This window comes from Psychrobacter sp. DAB_AL62B, from assembly GCF_028895345.1.
GTDB lineage: Bacteria > Pseudomonadota > Gammaproteobacteria > Pseudomonadales > Moraxellaceae > Psychrobacter.
In genome coordinates, this window is sequence record NZ_SAXC01000007.1 from 20,889 (window position 1) to 36,158 (window position 15,270).

Annotated in this window: 14 protein-coding genes; 2 read left to right on the forward strand and 12 right to left on the reverse strand. The window is 40.5% G+C overall.

Going from position 1 to position 15,270, the window contains the following annotated elements; all coding sequences use genetic code 11:
* Positions 1–29: 29 nt before the first annotated feature.
* From EPB74_RS09785 to EPB74_RS09815, 7 genes are all read right to left on the reverse strand, one after another.
* On the reverse strand, positions 30–962 hold the full coding sequence (locus tag EPB74_RS09785) for an electron transfer flavoprotein subunit alpha/FixB family protein (RefSeq protein ID WP_274904012.1): 933 nt from the start codon (positions 960–962) through the stop codon (positions 30–32).
* Positions 963–1,093: 131 nt separating this feature from the next.
* A complete protein-coding gene (locus EPB74_RS09790) occupies positions 1,094–1,843 on the reverse strand; it encodes an electron transfer flavoprotein subunit beta/FixA family protein (RefSeq protein ID WP_089555925.1) in 750 nt (249 codons plus the stop codon).
* 758 nt (positions 1,844–2,601) lie between these two features.
* Positions 2,602–2,814 carry a cold-shock protein gene (locus EPB74_RS09795; RefSeq protein WP_010196799.1) on the reverse strand — a complete coding sequence of 71 codons (213 nt, stop codon included), beginning with the start codon at positions 2,812–2,814 and terminating at the stop codon, positions 2,602–2,604.
* 380 nt (positions 2,815–3,194) lie between these two features.
* The gene (locus EPB74_RS09800; RefSeq protein WP_274904013.1) at positions 3,195–3,620 is read right to left on the reverse strand and encodes a hypothetical protein; all 426 of its coding nucleotides are present in this window, start codon (positions 3,618–3,620) and stop codon (positions 3,195–3,197) included.
* A gap of 272 nt (positions 3,621–3,892) precedes the next feature.
* On the reverse strand, positions 3,893–4,909 hold the full coding sequence (gene ilvC / locus EPB74_RS09805) for a ketol-acid reductoisomerase (RefSeq protein WP_079691019.1): 1,017 nt from the start codon (positions 4,907–4,909) through the stop codon (positions 3,893–3,895).
* Positions 4,910–5,047: 138 nt separating this feature from the next.
* Positions 5,048–5,545 carry an acetolactate synthase small subunit gene (ilvN, locus tag EPB74_RS09810; protein ID WP_079691018.1) on the reverse strand — a complete coding sequence of 166 codons (498 nt, stop codon included), beginning with the start codon at positions 5,543–5,545 and terminating at the stop codon, positions 5,048–5,050.
* Positions 5,545–7,257, reverse strand: coding sequence for an acetolactate synthase 3 large subunit (locus EPB74_RS09815; RefSeq protein WP_274904086.1), 1,713 nt, complete (start codon positions 7,255–7,257; stop codon positions 5,545–5,547). The genes ilvN and EPB74_RS09815 overlap by 1 nt, the downstream gene beginning before the upstream one ends.
* 891 nt (positions 7,258–8,148) lie before the next feature.
* Here EPB74_RS09815 and EPB74_RS09820 point away from each other — a divergent pair.
* Positions 8,149–8,649, forward strand: coding sequence for a DUF4124 domain-containing protein (locus EPB74_RS09820; RefSeq protein WP_079691016.1), 501 nt, complete (start codon positions 8,149–8,151; stop codon positions 8,647–8,649).
* A gap of 24 nt (positions 8,650–8,673) precedes the next feature.
* Here the strand turns inward: EPB74_RS09820 and EPB74_RS09825 are convergent, their stop codons facing one another.
* On the reverse strand, positions 8,674–10,443 hold the full coding sequence (locus EPB74_RS09825) for an NAD(P)H-hydrate dehydratase (protein ID WP_274904014.1): 1,770 nt from the start codon (positions 10,441–10,443) through the stop codon (positions 8,674–8,676).
* A gap of 237 nt (positions 10,444–10,680) precedes the next feature.
* On the opposite strand from EPB74_RS09825, the gene queG reads away from it, so the two are divergent.
* A complete protein-coding gene (gene queG / locus EPB74_RS09830; RefSeq protein ID WP_274904015.1) occupies positions 10,681–11,928 on the forward strand; it encodes a tRNA epoxyqueuosine(34) reductase QueG in 1,248 nt (415 codons plus the stop codon).
* Positions 11,929–12,057: 129 nt separating this feature from the next.
* Here queG and lysM read toward each other — a convergent pair whose 3' ends face one another.
* The 4 genes from lysM to fabD form a co-directional block, all read right to left on the reverse strand.
* Entirely contained in the window at positions 12,058–12,567 is a 510-nt protein-coding gene (gene lysM, locus EPB74_RS09835; protein ID WP_079691013.1) for a peptidoglycan-binding protein LysM, read from the reverse strand.
* Between the two features lie 372 nt (positions 12,568–12,939).
* Positions 12,940–13,176, reverse strand: coding sequence for an acyl carrier protein (acpP, locus tag EPB74_RS09840; protein ID WP_025652201.1), 237 nt, complete (start codon positions 13,174–13,176; stop codon positions 12,940–12,942).
* A gap of 282 nt (positions 13,177–13,458) precedes the next feature.
* The gene (fabG, locus tag EPB74_RS09845) at positions 13,459–14,187 is read right to left on the reverse strand and encodes a 3-oxoacyl-ACP reductase FabG (RefSeq protein ID WP_079691012.1); all 729 of its coding nucleotides are present in this window, start codon (positions 14,185–14,187) and stop codon (positions 13,459–13,461) included.
* A complete protein-coding gene (gene fabD / locus EPB74_RS09850) occupies positions 14,184–15,152 on the reverse strand; it encodes an ACP S-malonyltransferase (protein WP_274904016.1) in 969 nt (322 codons plus the stop codon). Before fabD ends, fabG begins: the two co-directional genes overlap by 4 nt.
* Positions 15,153–15,270 lie beyond the last annotated feature (118 nt).

Genomic DNA, 15,270 nt, shown 5'->3' on the forward strand with positions numbered 1-15,270 from the left:
TTTATATTTAATCACTTACTAAATAACGATTAAATCTTACTGGTTAGCTCAGGTAAAGCTGTAAACAAATCAGCTTCTAGGAAGTAATCAGCAACGCTAGCGATAGGTGATTCTGGGTCATTGTTGATAGCAACGATGACTTTAGAATCTTTCATACCCGCTAAATGCTGAATAGCGCCTGAAATACCTACTGCGATATACAAATCTGGTGCAACGATTTTACCCGTTTGACCGACTTGCATATCGTTTGGTACATATCCTGCATCAACTGCAGCACGTGATGCACCAACAGCAGCGCCAAGTTTATCAGCCAATGGTTCAATGTACTTAGTGAAGTTTTCGCCATTTGCTAGTGCACGACCACCAGAAACTACGATACTTGCTGAGGTCAATTCAGGACGGTCAGATTTAGCCATCTCTTCATTTACGAAGCTTGCTTTACCAAGGTCTTGAACATTATCAATAGCTTCAACAGTAGCTAAACCACCTTCGCTTGCTACTGGATCAAAGGCGGTAGTACGTACGGTTAATACCACTTTATCTTCTGAGGTTTTAACGGTTGCTGTTGCGTTACCAGCATAGATAGGACGCTCAAATGTTTGTGCATCTACCACAGCAGAGATTTCTGATAGCATGCTGACGTCAAGTAGTGCTGCAACACGTGGTAGAAAATTCTTACCAGTAGTTGTGGCTGGCGCAATGATATGACTATAGTCACCAGCAATGTCCGCAACCAATAATGCTAAGTTGCCTGCTAATTGATGCTCATAAGCGGCATTGTCTGCTAACAGTACTTTGCTCACGCCTTCCGCTTTTGCTGCTTCATCAGCGACAGCTTGATTGCCACTACCAGCGACCAATACATGGATATCGCCGCCTATTTGCTTAGCAGCAGCGATAGTATTTAAAGTTGCCTTTTTTAGACTGGCATTGTCGTGTTCTGCATATACCAAAATTGCCATTGTTTTTATCCTTGATTTATTCGTATCATCTATTCATGCGGTTGTTGGTGTACAAAGTAACTTTACGCCTAATTTTGATACAAAACGGTTTAGACGTAATAACGTTGTACTAGATATGCCGTAGCAAAATATTAAATTACTTTTGCTTCATTTCTTAACTTATCGACCAACTCGTCAACTGAACCCACCTTGATACCCGCTTTACGATCAGCAGGTGGCACGACTTTGATAATTTCTTGCTTAGAAGCCATATCAACACCAAAATCAGCTGGCGTCTTTTCATCAAGCTGCTTTTTCTTTGCTTTCATGATGTTAGGCAATTTAGCATAACGTGGCTCATTCAAACGCAAATCAGTGGTGATAACCGCTGGCAAATCAAGTGCAACCGTTTGTGAGCCGCCATCGATTTCGCGCGTCACATTTACTTTATCGCCTTCAACTTTCACTTCTGAAGCAAACGTACCCTGACCGATACCCATCAATGCCGCTAGCATCTGACCAGTTTGGTTATTATCATCATCAATTGCTTGTTTACCCAATAGGATAATATCAGTTGACTCAGATTCAGCGATATTTTTAAGTATTTTAGCGATTTGTAGTGGATAAGGCTTGTCATCAGTCAATACCAAGATACCACGATCAGCGCCTAATGCTAAAGCAGCACGAATCTGCTCTTGTGATTCTTTTGGACCAATTGACGCAACAATAATTTCATCAATCACACCCGCTTCTTTTAGACGAACCGCTTCTTCTACTGCAATTTCATCAAAAGGGTTGATTGACATTTTAGTGTTAGATAAATCTACGCCAGAATTATCAGCTTTTACACGAACTTTTACGTTGTAATCAATGACACGCTTGACCGCTACTAATGCTTTCATACGTTCCTCGTTTATTAATGTTATGAATTAAAAAATTGTCAGTTAAGAACCAAAGGTTCATTTTCTTTCAAAATATCTTCTAAACTGTCTTTCAAATTGTGCTTCAAATCGTCGTTAAAAATGCTACTCAAAGTTGTTACTGCATCAGCAAAAAATAGTTAATGAAGAAAAAAATCCAATACCAAAAGCGTATCAGCATCATATCCCATATTCATAAAATCCGCTAAAGCTAAGCCAACCGTTATTATCAGACCTATGTATATTGCGTGAGCACAGTCATAAGGTCAAGACAACGCCGTGAATAATGCGTCATAAATTTGTCACTATTCTATAATAAATAGTTATAAGCGCACAATTTTGCAATTTTCTTTCGCTGATACTATGTATCTTTATAGCATTCACAGCCCTTTGACTACTTAACATTTTGTTATTATTTATTTCTTTGATCGTATTTTAAAAAATAGGGAATACTTGAGCAATATAGGCAATTTACTTTAAAAGGACAAAGTGCTGCTGAAATTAATTTTTTGAAGCATTGATCGAAATTTTCGTACAGTAAGAGCAGGGAATCCAGAACAACATCTCGTTATTCTCACAAGAAAAAATGTCATAAAAAAAGCAACCTGATCAGAGGTTGCTCTTTTTTAAAGTCTAAACAGTATTTTTATTGTTTTAACAAACAAAGGTATCAATAACTATTGATTAATCTTACTGTAATTAAGCTTGCTGAGAATCAGCTTACTCAATAACAAATCAGATTAGATAGCTTCGATTTGCTCAGCCTGTGGGCCTTTTTTGCCATCACCTAAGATGAAAGACACTTTTTGGCCTTCGGCTAGGGTCTTGAAACCACCACCTTGGATAGCGCTGTAGTGAGCGAATACGTCTTGTCCGCCATTGTCTTGAGCGATAAAACCAAAACCTTTAGCTTCATTAAACCACTTTACAGTGCCTTCAACTTTATCTGACATAAATTTTCCTAACTCTTTAACTGTTGGCGAGACGTGTGTCATCACCGATTAATTGATATGTACCCAAATAATTTTCTGCTGAATGCAAAGGTCAAAACAATTAAACCATCTTGAAAATACCTTAACATTTTTACCTAAAATCCTTCGAGTACAATCTGATTATAACAGCTTTTCATAAGCGCAACAGCTTATATTGATGATTTTTGTAACCTATTAAAATCCATTTTGAGAAATCACAATAGTGATTGAAGACTACATAATCTATTGATATAAAAGATATTTTTTATTCAATACATCTTTATATTTTGAATATAGATAAATTATCTAACGCAGTAGACCATACGACTAAAGCTCACTACTTTATAATCAAACAAAGAAAATTACTGAGGAATAGGTAGCCATGGTGAGCTTAATACCAATAAACATAACGCAAAAAATATCAGCGAAAATGACTGGCTATAGGCGATATATTTGGCGGGTATTACCAAATCTTTAGGAGATTCGGGAATGCCTTTACGCTTCAACAGTCGCGTGCCATATATCCAGCCAAAAGTCGTATAAATACCATAAGCGGCAGGCACAGCAACCGCCAACGGCGTTAGATCAATCACGTATAACATCACAACGGAAACAAAAAACCATGAGGTATCTAGAAGTGAGCTGATTTGAAAAAACTTGGATTGGGGTAGTTTGCCATCGGTTTTTTTGAGCATCTCCCCTTCTATCCAAATTAGAACTGCGACCACAGCGCTAAGAGTAATATATACGAATTGCGGCGTTAGCCAATCAGGATAAGATATTTGCACAACAGACAACCTGTAATCTATAGAAAAGAAGCATGAGAGAATCCTTGGCATTGATAGCTCAAAGATAGTCGATAATAAGAGCGCTAATTAAATGGATACGCTACTAATAAATATAACAATGTCTGCCTATATTAGGCAGACGTTATAGATTTTCAACCATGACAGACCGAAGCATATAAAAATATCTATCAATAAAAAGCCCACGCTATCATTGATAGCGTGGGCTTTTTTAGACTAATTTATTAATCAATTATTAATTACTTGATATCAAATTAGTTTTTGTCTTTATCGATGATTTTGTTACCACCGATCCAAGGCATCATACCGCGTAGCTTGGCACCTGTAATTTCGATTTGATGCTCAGCATTGTTACGACGACGAGCCGTCATTGATGGATAGTTCGTTGCGCCTTCAGAGATAAACATCTTCGCATACTCACCAGATTGAATGCGTTTTAGCGCATTACGCATCGCTTCACGTGATTGCTCATTGATAACTTCAGGCCCAGTTACATATTCGCCATATTCAGCGTTGTTACTGATTGAATAGTTCATGTCAGCGATACCGCCTTCATACATCAGATCAACAATAAGCTTTAGCTCATGTAAACACTCAAAGTAAGCCATTTCTGGCGCATAACCGGCTTCTGTTAGCGTTTCAAAGCCCATTTTTACTAGCTCAACTGCGCCGCCACATAATACTGCCTGCTCACCAAATAGATCCGTTTCAGTTTCATCTTTAAACGTGGTTTCGATGATACCTGAACGTCCACCACCAACACCAGCAGCATAAGATAGTGCTAATTGTTTGGCTTGACCAGAAGCATCTTGATAGATAGCGATAAGATCTGGGATGCCGCCACCTTTTACGAATTCATTACGTACTGTGTGACCTGGTGCTTTTGGCGCAACCATGATGACGTCAAGATCGCTACGCGGCTCTACTTGGTTATAATGAATGGCAAAACCATGAGCAAAGGCAAGAGTTGCGCCCTGCTTGATGTTTGGTTCAATCTCGTTTTGATATAGCTCTTTTTGGAACTCATCAGGCGTCAAAATCATGACGACGTCAGCCGCTTTTACCGCATCGGCAACTTCAGCAACTTTCAAGCCTGCGTTTTCTGCTTTTTTCCATGAGCCTGAGTCTGCACGTAGACCGACGGTCACATCGACATCTGATTCTTGTAGGTTAAGCGCGTGCGCATGACCTTGTGAACCATAACCAATAATGGCAACTTTTTTACCTTGGATGATTGATAGATCACAATCTTTATCATAATAAACGTTCATAAACAGAGTCCTTTTCCTAAATCATGGCGTGCCATGGATAAATAAACACTTAAATTACGACCACTGTTTTAAGGTGATTGATGAGATAAGCGCTATGTTAATGTTGAATAAATAAGTTTTAAATACAGTAAGTGCTGATTATAGGCTCAGTGTTTTGTCGCCACGAGCAATACCAATTACCCCTGAGCGCACCACTTCCATAATACGTTCGCGACCAATGACATCAATAAAACCATCGAGCTTGGCTTTATCGCCGACGATTTGAATCGTATATAAACTGGCGTTTACGTCAACGATTTGTGCGCGAAAAACGTCTGCACTGCGTTTGATCTCTTCACGTACACCGCCAGTCGCACGCACTTTGATTAGCATCAACTCGCGCTCGACGTGTACGGTATCTGATAGATTAAGCACTTTAACCACTTCAATCAATTTATGCAATTGCTTGGTGATTTGTTCTATTTTTTCAGGTGAAGTAATGGTGGTTAATGTTAAGCGAGAAATACTCGGATCGTCTGTTGGCGCAACGTTCAAAGTTTCGATGTTGTAGCCACGTTGAGAGAACAAACCGACCACTCGCGACAACGAACCCGCTTCGTTTTCCATTAATACCGAAATCAGATGTTGTTGTTGCATTAGGTACGCTCCCCTTTTGTTAGCCACATATCACGCATCGTCTGCCCAGCGATTTGCATCGGATACACATGCTCATTACGATCGACATAAACGTCAATAAATACCAATCTATCTTTTATTGCCATGGCTTCAGCCAACTGTGCTTCCATAGTCGCAGGATCAGTAATCTTGATACCGACATGACCATAGCTTTCAGCCAGTTTTACGAAGTCTGGTAAAGAATTCATATAAGAATGCGCATGACGACCTTCATACAGCATATCTTGCCACTGTTTCACCATGCCCAGCTGCGCATTATTTAAGTTTAGAATTTTAACTGGCAAATCATACTGTAAACAGGTTGATAGCTCTTGAATATTCATCTGAATAGAGCCTTCACCGGTAATACAAACCACATCACGCTCAGGGTTAGCAAGTTTCGCTGCCATCGCATACGGCAAGCCAACACCCATGGTACCTAAACCACCTGAGTTCAGCCATTGGCGCGGCTCATTATAGGTATAGTAAAGAGCCGCAAACATTTGATGCTGACCAACGTCACTAGTGATAATAGCGTTACTATTAGTCACTTTATCCAAGGCTTGAACGACCGCTTGTGGCTTAATACCATTATCGGTACTGGTGTCATAGCGCAAACCATGACGCTTACGCCACTCATTAATCTGTGACCACCAATCCAATAACGCTGGTTGATCTAGCTCTTTATCTTCGCCGATAATGTCTAACATGTCAGTAAGCACTGACTTGACATCGCCAACGATAGGAATATGAGCGAGAATAGTTTTTGAGATAGACGTAGGGTCAATATCAATATGAATAATCGTCGCATTTGGACAGAATTTTTTGACGTTATTGGTCACACGGTCATCAAAACGTGCACCAACTGCTAATATGACGTCCGAATGGTGCATGGTCATATTGGCTTCATAAGTACCATGCATACCAAGCATACCTAAGAACTGTTCATCAGAGCCAGGAAAAGCACCCAAACCCATTAAAGTATTGGTTACTGGTAAGTTTAAGCGATGGGCAAGATCCGTTAGCTCTTTATGAGCATTACCTAAAACAACACCGCCACCAGAGTAAATAATCGGGCGCTTAGCAGCAAGTAAGGTTTCAACCGCTTTTTTGATTTGACCACTATGACCTTTTAATGAAGGCTGATATGAGCGTATAAATACTTCTTCTGGATATTCATAAGCGAATTTTTCGCTAGGCGCGGTCATATCCTTAGGAACATCGATTACAACAGGACCTGGACGCCCAGCCTGCGCAATATAAAAGGCTTTTTTAACAATCATTGGGATTTCGCTAGCATGGCGTACTTGAAAACTATGCTTAACGATGGGACGCGACACACCAATCATATCGGTTTCTTGGAAAGCATCTTCACCAATTAAACTGCTGGGTACCTGTCCAGAGATGATTACCATCGGTACTGAATCCATAAAGGCAGTAGCAATAGCAGTCACTGTATTGGTGGCACCAGGGCCAGAAGTCGCCAGTACCACACCTGTGTTACCCGTCACCCGTGAATAAGCATCTGCCATATGGCCTGCTGCTTGCTCATGACGCACTAAGATGTGCTCAATGTTTTCTTGTTGAAACAAGGCATCATAGATATGAAGAACGGCACCGCCTGGATAGCCAAAGATATATTTGACGCCCTCATCCGTTAGTGCTTGCACCAACATCTCAGCGCCAGATAGCATCACAGGCTCATTGCTGCCTTCAGCAAGGCGTTGTTGCTTTTCTTCGAAGTTTTTGGCAGCATGACCCGTTTGGGTATGTCCAGTCATATTCGGACTTTGCGTGGTTTGCGTCACTGTCGTCACCTTTTTTTGTGGCAAGAATATGTGCCCACTACATCTAAGTTGCGCTGTTTTATAAAACAGCATACTACTCAAATATAGCAATATATTTAAGGTCAGCTTTGCGACAGGAGTTTATCGATTTACAGTGACAAGATGCGAGCGCATCTATAAAAGAAGCTTATTATTTATAATGCATACGAGCTTGCGCTGATAATAAATAGACGAATACAGAATGATAGAACAAATCTCAAAGCTTATATTTTATAGCTTATATCACGTTATATGATTGCGAAACCTTATAACATGTTTAATGAGTAGATGTTAAAAACACACATGACACTCTATTTTTTATAACGGCAAAATCTTACAAATCACGTTAATAATAAGTTTATCTTAGTCATTGTAGACGGATAAGTCCGGAGACAATAAATATAGATTTGAATAGTGATATTTATAAGCACTATTTATTTTATATTATTGTCACAAAGATAATAAAGCTAAGCAAGCTACCGATAAGTAACCCGTAGTCCTTATTTTCAAGTGCCACGGCAATATCATAAAAGCCGCTCACTGACCAATCAACTGCTATTATATTCGATGGTTTGGGCACCATTGTCAAGAAAAACTTCTAAAGCCCATCCCTAACTATTGGTTATTAAATAATGTACATTCATAAGAGTTATTTGCTAGAATCAAACAGTAATGTATTTATATTGTTATCGAGGACGTTAACTACTATCCTTAGCTTATTTATACACATGTTTTTTACCCATTAAGAGGATCGTTACCATGGCATATGCGTCTACCATAAATACCGCTGCCAAACTGCTTATTAGTGTCAGCACTGCGTGTATGCTCATGTTGCCAATGAGCGCCAGCCATGCTGTTCAAGTATACAAATCTATTGGTGCACATGGCGAAGTTAAGTACAGTCAACATGCGCCGCAAAATGGTAGAAATATTGAGGTTATTGAGTTCCGCAGTGATGGCAGACAGAGCAATGCCGGACAGCTAGCAGGCAAAACCGAAGCCAACCAAGCTGCACCGCAAAGTGCCGAAGAACAGCGCGTTGCACAATTAGAAGCGCGTATCAAAGAGCAAGAAGCGCAAGCGAATGCCCAACGTTGTCAGTCGTTACGCAACAACTTAACCAATCTAAATGTGGGTGGGCGTATCTATGAGATGGATGCCAATGGCAAACGCCAATATCTAGATGGTCGTGAAATTGAGCTTAAGCGTGAGCGTGTTCAACAAGCAATCACTCAGTACTGTAATGGCTCTGCCACTTAATACCAAGACCAATCTATTTGATGATTAATAATTATCGGTTATTAACTGGATAACATGGCGAATAGCAGCTGGCATATCTTGAGCTTGCAAACCTCGTTGTCCTATTAATAATGACCCATCATTATTTTCACAAGCAGCAGTTTGATTTACTAAAACATCTCCTGCCAATCCATGGATAAGAACCGCTTGGTGCAAACTACGAGGTTCCTCATTTAAATCTTGCTGCGCAAGTAACCCAGCAATCACACCCGATAACACATCGCCCATACCAGCGGTTGCCATACCGGCATTGCCCGCTCCGCAAACATACACATGCGTTTGCTCTTTTTTCTGCTCCAAAACTAATGACCCTGCTCCCTTTAACACCCAATCACCACCATAACTCGTTGCACACTGCTTTATCGCTGCTAATCTATCGTCTTCTACCTCACTAACCTCTTTATTTAATAACCTAGCAGCTTCACCACTATGCGGCGTTAAGCAAACCTGATAGTCGACACTATATTCTTTCAATTGCGTTATTAGTTTATGATTATCTCTTTGTAATGATGCCAAATGATAGAGACCGTCGGCATCGATTATTAATGGCTTACTTTGTGCTATAGCAGCCTGCATATAACTTATAAATATCAACTTTGCTTTTTCATCACGGCCCAGTCCCATACCAATAGCGATCACACTGGCTTGCTCAATAAGACCATTTACTCCAACTTTATCATGTAAGTCGATAGCCATTGCATCTGGTAGTGAGGTTAGTAGTGCGCTATGAAACGCTTCATGGCAAGCGACAGTGATTTTGCCAGCGCCTATTGCCATCGCACTTGACGCAGAGAGTATAGCTGCTCCGCCCATACCTTGTGAGCCATCAATGCGATTGCCACCGATGACCAATACATGTCCATAGCTGCCTTTATAACTGTTTTGGCGGCGTGGCTTTAAACTATGAGCGGAAGTAATGAGTGTAGCAACTGGCGTTAGTTCCTTACCATTCATCTGATAAGGTATCAGTGGTATGTCAATAACTGTGCCGCTATAGTCCAACCCATCTTTGGTATGCAGCCCGAATTTTCGTGCGATCAGACATAACGTCATATCCGCCTGTATCGCTATATGGTCAAATACTTGACCCGTGGAAGCAACCAACCCACTTGGAATATCAACCGCAATAACCAACGCCTCTGCATGCTGTGCTACTTCATTAAAAGCGCCAATCGCCTGCTTATAAACACTCTCAGGCGCTCGATCTAGGCCAATGCCAAATAGCGCATCGATATAGACATCGGCTTGCGCACCCTTATCTATTTTGTCATTTTTTTTATCAGCACTGGTTTCAAAGCGCTGGTACGAACAGTTAGCAGATAGCGCTGTCTGTAGAGCCTTTGCTGCATCCGTAATACAATCTGTTTTCTTAGAGCTGCTACTTGTATCAGATTTTTTAATATTATTTCTTTCAAGATTAGCTAACTCAAAATCATGTTTATTAAAGCCGACCGTTGTTACCTGCACTTGCCAGCCCATTTGCTGTAAATAATAAGCAATGAGCCAACCATCACCGCCATTATTGCCTTTTCCTACCCAAATATTGGCTAGGCGCTGGCGAGTATGACGACGATGAGGAAATTTAGGATGAGTAGCCCCTTGCGCGTTAAGATGTTTTTGCTCATCAATCTGCTCAATATATTGCGCCATTTGCCACGCAGCTTGTTTCATTAGACCGAAACTATCATTACCTTCGGTAAACCATGCTTGCTCCATAGCATAGAGCTGCTTACTACTATACAGCGCTATAGGCATTGTTTTTTTCGATGATATATTAGCTGTTATTTGCATGGTTTGTTCTCGAGTATTTTTAGGAAGTTGTTTTATATTATATTATTTTAAATATCTACTTTTTCCTCGCTCATATTAGCTTAGCAAAAGTGTACGTTAACTGATGTATCAATATGAATGCAGATTTATTTGCTTTGGCACTTGCGCTCTTAGCTCACTGGCTTATCATACTCATATTCACATTATCATTTATAGTTAAATATGAGCAATAAACCTCAAGCAGCTTTACCAACTTCACCCGCTTCACAAACCAAGCAGACATTTAACGAACAGCTGTCTTCTGCGCCTCCCAACACGCCTGATAAAAAAATTTCTGTCAATAATTCGCACGTATTTGCTACTACAGCAGAGGTTAAGCACTGGATTAAAGCCCAAGCACAATTTTTAGGGTTTGCTGACTGTGGTTTTTTGTCCGTGCATCATCCTTTGTTTACTAAACAGACTGAACAATTAAAGCAATGGTTAGCGAAAGGCTACGAAGGTCAGTTGCAGTTTATGCATAGCAATCATCATCTACGTGCCCATCCTGAGCAACTGGTGGAAGGGGCTAAAACCATCATCAGCGTACGTATGGATTACCTAACCCAAACACCGACACCGCGCGCTATCACTGATAATGACCATCCCAATCAAGGCATCATTGCGCGTTATGCAAGAGGGCGTGATTATCATAAGACCATGCGCAGTCGCTTAAAGCAATTGGCATTAAAGATTGAAGCCATGCTTCCTGAATGGCAACATTTAGATATCGGTGCTGATACGGATTTTATTTTTAGGCCATTTAGTGATTCAGCGCCTATCTTTGAGAGGCCTATTGCTGATGCCGTTGGTCTCGGCTGGACTGGAAAGCACACACTGCTCATCAACAAGCAAGCAGGCTCATTTTTTGTGCTGGGAGAGCTGTTTATGAGTCTTGAATTGCCTGATGATGAACCCGTCAAAGAGCATTGTGGTAGTTGCAGTGCCTGTATTGACATCTGCCCTACCCAAGCGATTGTCGCACCCTATGAGCTCAATGCGTCAGCCTGTATCTCATATCTGACTATTGAGCACGACGGTATTATTGATACCAAATATCGCCGCGCCATTGGCAACCGTGTCTTTGGTTGTGATGACTGTCAATTGATTTGCCCATGGAATCGCTATGCCAATCTAACACCTGTAGAAGATTTTGCGCCAAGGCACAATCTTGACAACAGTAGCTTGTTAGAGCTCTGGCAATGGCAGGAAACAGAGTTTATGAAAAAGACTGAAGGTAGTCCACTAAGGCGCACAGGTTATGTGAATTTTTTGCGCAATATCGCCATTGGTCTTGGTAATGCTAATGGCAGTCAGGAAGTAATCGGCCACTTACAAACGAAATTAGGCAAACATAATGCTATGCTTGATGAACACATTCATTGGGCAATGACTGAACAACATAACAAACTAAAAATAATTAACAAGTAGAAAAAATTTTGTGTAAATCAAAATCTTTCTTAAGATATTTATACGAATTATAAAAACAAAAAAAATGCCTCTTATTATTATGAGAGGCATTTTTTATTAACTTACTTCTTTAGATATTAAAAATTAAAATTATGGCTTAGGAATACGCAATACTTGACCTGGGTAAATTTTATCAGGGCTAGTTAGCATTGGCTTATTGGCTTCAAATATTTTCAAATAATCACCAGCTGACCCATAAACATTCTGCGCAATCTTCGATAAATTGTCGCCAGATTTTACGGTATACATAGTAGATTCAGGTGCATCTTCTTCGATATCAATATTATCAATCACCTTAGCAACATTCTGCACATTACCGATAGCGATAATAGCCTTTTCACGATCTGCTTGGGTTTTAGCCTTACCACTAATTTCTGCTGTATCCGTTGAACCGTTATACTTGATTTTTAGATCACTAATATTAAGATTTTGCTGCTGAATACGACGAAGCAAAATATTGGCTACTGACTGTGCAGAAGGCTCACTACTTTGTACCGGTGTATTAGCGTCCGCTTTCGTTTCTACTTTAGCATCATGCTTGGCATCATCACGATTGAAAATCTTATCACCAATGTCTTTTGCAAAACTGAACATACCCATATAGCTGCTCCTTGAAATATTGTTATTCATTATTAATCGTTATCATTCTAATAGTAATTATCTTTCTTTAGTTGATTAGCTACTATTATTTTTTTTGCTTACCATCACGAGTATAAGCAAAGGCCAACGCTATGAATAGTAACAGTATGTTTAGTAATGTTGATTTGGCGTAGCTTGTGTTAACGTACTTGGTAATAAAGTGACTATGCATTACTATGTTAAATCACTGCGATGGATTATCGCAATAATCTAGTGCAGTAATGCACCAAGATAATTTGCTGGCATATATTTTTAGAATGAATGATAGGCATAAAAAAACCGCTTATCTATTAAGATAAGCGGTCATATCAAACTTGCTAAGCGAGTAGCTAATTATAGCTGTGCTTGTACGTAGTCGATTGCTTTTTGAACAGTCGTTAATTCTGCTGAATCTTCATCAGGAATAGTGATGCCGAAGTCGCTTTCGAATGACATAACCAATTCAACTAGGTCCAATGAATCGGCACCTAAGTCTTCCATAAATGAAGCATCGTTATTGATATCTTCAACATTCATACCTAGTTGCTCAGCTACTGCGGCTTTAACTCTTAGCTCGGTATCATTACTCATGTAGATTTCTCCTTTTTGATCTATTATTTTGACAAATTACTATAACATCTTAATTAGATTCTATAGCATTGTATATAAAATGGGATTTTTAGATTTGTATGGCTTTCTGAGTGCGCTATAACAAGTTATACATTTACTAATGTCTAGTAAAACCTTGCTATCATACAGGGCTTTGACTTAAAAGTATTCGTCATTATAGCACTCTTTATTATAGTTTACACTCGTTCACACAGTTTTTTATTATAACTATGTAACGCTTGGCTACAAGCTGATCACTAGCAACTACATATACATGCCACCATTGACAGGCAGAACGGCGCCTGTAATATAACTGGCTTCATCGCTCGCTAAAAATAGTACTGCTGCTGCAATATCTTCTGGCTGGCCAAGACGACTAATAGGAACGGCATCTAACATTGAGTTTAATAAGCGTTCGTCAAGCTCGTCGGTCATATCGGTTTCAATCAAGCCTGGCGCCACACAATTAATCGTGACTTGTCTTGAGCCTATTTCACGCGCTAGGGTGCGGCTAAAACCCTCAACACCGGCTTTAGTCGCTGCATAGTTAGATTGACCGGCATTGCCCATTTGAGCGACGACAGAGGTAATATTGATGATACGACCACGGCGCGCTTTCATCATGCCGCGAATAGCTCGTTTACTCATACGATAAACAGAGGTCAAATTGGTATCAATCACATTGTCCCAATCTTCATCTTTCATACGCATCAATAAGCCATCTTGGGTGATACCAGCATTATTAACCAACACTTGAACCGCACCATAGACACTTTCTATCTCTTCAAATAGCTTGTCAATCTGTGCGGTATCGCGTACGTCTAGCACTCGACCTATTCCGCCACTATCGTGTAGATACTCATCAATCAATGCAGCACCCTTTTCAGTGGTCGCTGTACCAATGACAAAATGTCCTTCTTTGGCGAAGCGTTTGGCGACAGCTTTGCCAATACCGCGGCTCGCGCCAGTTACTAATGTAATCGTACGACTCATGATAACACCTCCAACAATTTATCTAGACGGGCGGGCTTGTCGGTAGGATAACTTGCAATTGGGTGCGCTTGGCGCTTTGCCAAATTACTCAATACGTTACCACTGCCACACTCGATTAAAATATTAATTTGTTTATCAGCCAGCTCTTGCATGGTCTTTGACCATAATACTGGTTCACTTAACTGTTCAGTTAACGCCTCTTTAATACCTGCTGCACTGGTCTCAACGCGCGCGTGACGATTTTGAATAACTGGAATCGTCGCCTGATCGAATTTGATTGATGCTAGCTCTTTCGCCAATGCGCTGCTCGCTGGTGCCATAAGGGCACAATGCGAAGGCACGCTTACCTTTAATGGAATAGCCTTTTTACCAGTATTTTGTACTTTATCAATGACCGCGTTGACGCCTACCGCATTACCAGAAACCACCACTTGTCCAGGACTGTTAAAGTTTGCTGCGCCAACAATCGCATCATCAACATGCTCAGTTGCTTGTTCACACAGGGTTTCGACTCGATGGTCTTCCAGACCTAGCACGGCTGCCATAGCCGTATCGATACCTACCACGGCCTCTTGCATCAATTGACCACGCTTATGCACCAGTTTCACCGCATCCGCAAGTGAGATCACGCCAGCCGCGCAAAGGGCGCTATATTCTCCTAGAGAATGACCAGCTAGATAACAGGGCTTATTTTCTATTTTTTGTTGTAAGATACGCCAAATAGCAATGCTAGCCGTCAGCAATGCTGGCTGCGTATATTTAGTTTGATTGAGCTGGTCTTCGTCCTGACAAATTGCCCATAAATCTTCACCAAGTGCGTCACTCGCCTCAGTAAAGGTTTCAAGAATTTCAGGGTAAGTTTCAGCAAGCTCGCTGGTCATACCGACGACTTGAGATCCTTGTCCAGGAAAAATAATGGCAATACGAGTCGGCTGTTTTTTTATCATATCGGGTACAGAGGCCATAACCAATATTCCTTATTTAATTGAAAATACCCCTAAAGTGAACGGGGTGCATTGCAGAGTTAAAGACTATATGGAATTTTTATTTTATAGAGCCATTGCTGTCACTAGTCCTTTAAGA